This window comes from Goodfellowiella coeruleoviolacea, from assembly GCF_024171785.1.
Lineage (GTDB): Bacteria > Actinomycetota > Actinomycetes > Mycobacteriales > Pseudonocardiaceae > Goodfellowiella > Goodfellowiella coeruleoviolacea.
Genome location: NZ_JAMTCK010000046.1, coordinates 1 through 3,526, shown reverse-complemented (window position 1 = coordinate 3,526; position 3,526 = coordinate 1). Strand labels below are relative to the sequence as shown.

At 71.8% G+C, this 3,526-nt stretch carries 1 protein-coding gene; it reads right to left on the bottom strand.

Annotated elements, in window-relative coordinates; genetic code table 11:
* Positions 1-3,526, bottom strand: a 3,526-nt coding sequence (locus LX83_RS37485) for a type I polyketide synthase (protein WP_301329596.1), incomplete at both ends; no start/stop codon positions are given.

Here is a 3,526-nt window from a genome sequence, read left to right as displayed (position 1 = left end):
GCACCATCCGAATTCACCGCACTCCCCCGCACCACCGCCAACACCTCATGCCCATTGGCCCGCGCATCCGACAACCGCTCCACCAGCAACACACCGACACCCTCACCCCAGCCGGTGCCGTCCGCCGCGGCGGCGAACGGCTTGCACCGCCCGTCCGGGGCGAGCGCACGCTGCCGGCTGAACGCCACGAACGGTTCGGGGGTGGCGATCACCGCGACACCACCGACGAGCGCGAGCGAGCACTCCCCCTGCCGCAGCGCCTGCGCGGCCAGGTGCAACGCCACCAGCGACGAGGAGCACGCGGTGTCCACGGTGACCGCCGGCCCCTCCAGCCCGAGGAAGTAGGCGATCCGTCCAGACGCGACACTGCCGGTGTTCCCCGTCACCAGGTGGGCTTCCAGCCCGTCCGGTACCGGCGTGATCCCCGAGGCGTAGTTGTTCTGCATCGCGCCGACGTACACGCCGGTGAGCGTGCCGCGCAGGGTCGCGGGGTCGATGCCGGCCCGCTCGACCGCCTCCCAGGCGACCTCCAGCAGCAGGCGTTGCTGCGGGTCCATGGCCACCGCCTCACGCGGCGACACCCCGAACATGGTCGCGTCGAACTCGGTCGCGTCGTGGAGGAACGCGCCGTCTCGCGCGTAGCTCCTGCCCGGCTTGTCCGGATCGGGATCGTAGAGTTCGGCGAGGTCCCAGCCGCGATCGGTGGGAAATCCCGAGACGGCGTCCCGCCCTTCGGTCACCAGTTGCCACAGGTCCTCGGGTGAGGCCACCTCGCCCGGGAACCGGCAGGCCATCGCCACGATGGCGATCGGATCGTCGGCCGGTCGCACTCCGCCGCCGGACCGCGCCGGTACGCCCGCCGCGTGCGGTGCCGCGCCGCCGCCCAGGAGTTCGGTGCGCAGGTGATCGGCCAGCGCGGCGGGAGTCGGGTGGTCGAACACGGCGGTGGCCGGTAACCGGGTTCCCGTGGCGCTGGCCAGTCGGTTGCGCAGTTCGACCGCGGTGAGCGAGTCGAAGCCCAGTTCCTTGAACGCGCGGCCGGCGGGAATCGCCGCCGGCGTGTCGTGGCCGAGCACGGCTGCGGCGTTGCCCCGGACCAGGTCCAGCAAGACCTGCTGCTGGTCGGCGGCTGGCATGGCGGCGAGCCGGTCGGCCAGGCCAGCCCCGTCGCCAGAACGCGCGACCCGACGGCTGGTCGGCCGGACGAGCCCGCGCAGCAACACCGGCACGACGGCGTCCCCCACCACGGGTCGCACGCGCAGCGGAGCCACCACCGCGTCGGGCAGGGCTGTCCCGGTGTCGAACAGTTCCAGTGCCTCCGCTGTGGACAGTGCGGCAATGCCTGACCTGGCCATCCTGGCTCGGTCCGCGGCGTCCAGGTGGCTGGTCATGCCGCTGCGCTGTTCCCAGAAGCCCCAGGCCAGTGAGGTGGCGACACGGCCTCGGGCCCGCCGGTGCTGGGCGAGGGCGTCGAGGAAGGCGTTGGCCGCCGCGTAGTTGGCCTGACCGGCACTGCCGAGCAGGCCGGCGGCCGAGGAGAACAGCACGAACGCGGACAGCTCGCGGTCTTCGGTCAGCTCGTGCAGGTTGACCGCGCCATCCACCTTGGACCGCAGCACCCGGTCCACCTGTTCCTCGGTCAGCGCGGAGACCACACCGTCGTCGAGCACACCGGCCGCGTGGATCACCGCGGTCAACTCCGGGATCTCGTCGAGCAGGCCGGCCAACGCGCCCCGGTCAGCAACGTCGCAGGCCACCACCCGAACCCGCGCGCCGAGTCCGACCAACTCACTCGCGTCGCCGCCGCCACGACTGGCCAGCACCAGCGACCGGACGCCGTGCTCGACGACCAGATGTCTGGCCACGAGATGGCCGAGTGTTCCGGTTCCGCCGGTGATCAGCACGGTGCCGGCCGATCCCGCCTCGGTCGACGGGCCCGGCCGGAAGACCGGCCGCGGTACGGCCTCTGCCAGCGCAACCCTGGTCAGCCTGGGCACCAGAACGGTTCCGGCCCGCACTGCCAGTTGCGGCTCACCAGTGGCGATCGCGCCGGGCAGCACGCGGTAGGACTCGTCCGCGCCGTCAACGTCGATCAGGACGAACCGGTCGGGGTTCTCGGTCTGCGCGGTGCGCACCAGCCCCCACACCGGGGCGAGGGCCAGCGCGGGCACGTCCTCGTCGGGTCGGGTGGCCAGCGCGCCCTCGGTGAGGAACACCAGCTGTGCCGTTGCGCACGCCTGGTCCGCCAGCCAGGAACGCAACTGGCGCAGTACCGTGTGGACAGTTGAATGCGCGGCGCTGGTGAGTTGGTCCCGCGGCACCGGGCAGGTGACCACGACGACGTCGGGAACGGGCAGGCCGGCGCGGACAGCGTCAAGCAACTCGGCGAGGTCGGCGTAGGAGTTCTGGGCCGGCGTGGCGGCCGCGACCGGTGACGCGGTGTCGCCGACGAGTGCCCACCGCCGTGAGCGCGACGCCTCAGTGCGGTCCACCGGCAGCGGCGACCAGTCGACCCGGAACAGCGAGTTGTGCCGGGCGCCCCGCAGGTGTTCCCTGGCCACGGCGCGCAGCGTCAGGGTGTCGATCGACGCGACCGGCAGTCCGTCGGGATCAGCCACCAGGACGGACACGCCGTCGTTCCCACTCGGGCTCAGCCGGACTCGCACGGTGCTGGCTCCGGCGGCGTGCAACTGCACGCCCGCGAAGGAGAAGGGCAGGATTCCCCGCCCCATGCCCACGACACCCAGCACCATGCCGTGCAGTGCGGCGTCGAGCAGGGCCGGGTGCACGGTGAACGGCTGTTCCCGTTCCTCGTCGCCCAGGCTGACCTCCGCGAAGATCTCCTCGCCCCGGGCGAACGCGGCGCGCAGCCCCTGGAACGCGGGGCCGTAGGCGAAGCCCAGGTCGGCCATGCGCTCGTAGAACCCGGTGAGGTCCAGTTCCGTCGCGTGCGGTGGCGGCCATTCGGCCAGGCGTTCCGCTGGCGGCTGCGCGGCGGTGGCGAGTGACCCGGTGGCGTGCCTGGTCCAAACGTCGGCGTCATCCACTTTGGAGTAGATCGCCACCCGCCGGTGTCCTGCCTCATCCGGTGCGTGCACCGAGACCTGCACCCGCACAGCGGCGGACTCGGGCAGGACCAGCGGCGCGTGCAGGGTGAGTTCCGCCAATCGGTCGTACCCCACCTGTTCCCCGGCGTGCAGGGCGAGGTCGACCATTGCCGTGCCGGGCAACAGCACGAGGTCGTGCACCGCGTGGTCCAGCAGCCAGGGGTGGTCCTGTGTGGACAGCGTGCCGGTCAGCAGCAGCCCGTCGTCGTCGGCCAACTCAACCGTGGCGGCGAGCAGTGCGTGGTTGGACGCCCGCAGCCCGGCGGCACCGAAGTCGCTGACCGGGCCAGTTGTCTGCAACCAGTAGTGGTGACCGTGGAACGGGTAGGTGGGTAGATCGGTGCGGCGGGCGTTGGGAAAGAATGCCGGCCAGTTGATTTTCGCGCCGTGGACGTGTGCTTCGGCCAGTGCGGTGAGGA